Source organism: Delftia sp. ZNC0008, from assembly GCF_000799035.1.
GTDB classification, from domain to species: Bacteria; Pseudomonadota; Gammaproteobacteria; order Burkholderiales; family Burkholderiaceae_C; genus Comamonas; species Comamonas tsuruhatensis.
Genome location: NZ_JTKZ01000499.1, coordinates 1 through 425, shown reverse-complemented (window position 1 = coordinate 425; position 425 = coordinate 1). Strand labels below are relative to the sequence as shown.

The following is a 425-nucleotide window of genomic DNA, read 5'->3' as shown; positions in this document are numbered from 1 at the left end:
CCGCGTCGCGGTCGTGCCAGACGGCAGACAGCTCACGCAGGGGATCGAAGAAGCTGGGCGCCAGCAGCAGCACGAACAGCGCCTGGCCCAGGCTCAGTGTCTGGCCCCAGCTGCCAAAGGGCAGATGGCCCAGCAGGTGAAAGCCCACGTACACGGCCACCATGGCCACGCCCAGGGCCGAGAACAGCTCCAGCACCGCGGAGGACAGAAAGGCGATGCGCAGCACGCGCATGCTGCGTTCGCGCAGGGATTCGGCATTGGCGCGCAGCCGCTGCGCCGTGGCATCCACCGCGCCCAGGGAGCGCAGGGTGGACAGGCCGCGCAGCCGGTCAAGCAGGAAGGCGTTCATGCCGCCCAGCTCCACCATCTGCGCCTGGCTGGCCGCCTTGGCGCGCCAGCCGACGATGGCCATGAACAGCGGGATC

1 protein-coding gene is annotated in these 425 nt (G+C 69.9%); it reads right to left on the bottom strand.

Annotation, left to right across the window (positions count from 1 at the left end; translation table 11 throughout):
• Window positions 1–425: ABC transporter transmembrane domain-containing protein (locus tag L995_RS16835; RefSeq protein ID WP_047472714.1), on the bottom strand; the 425-nt coding region annotated here is incomplete at both ends.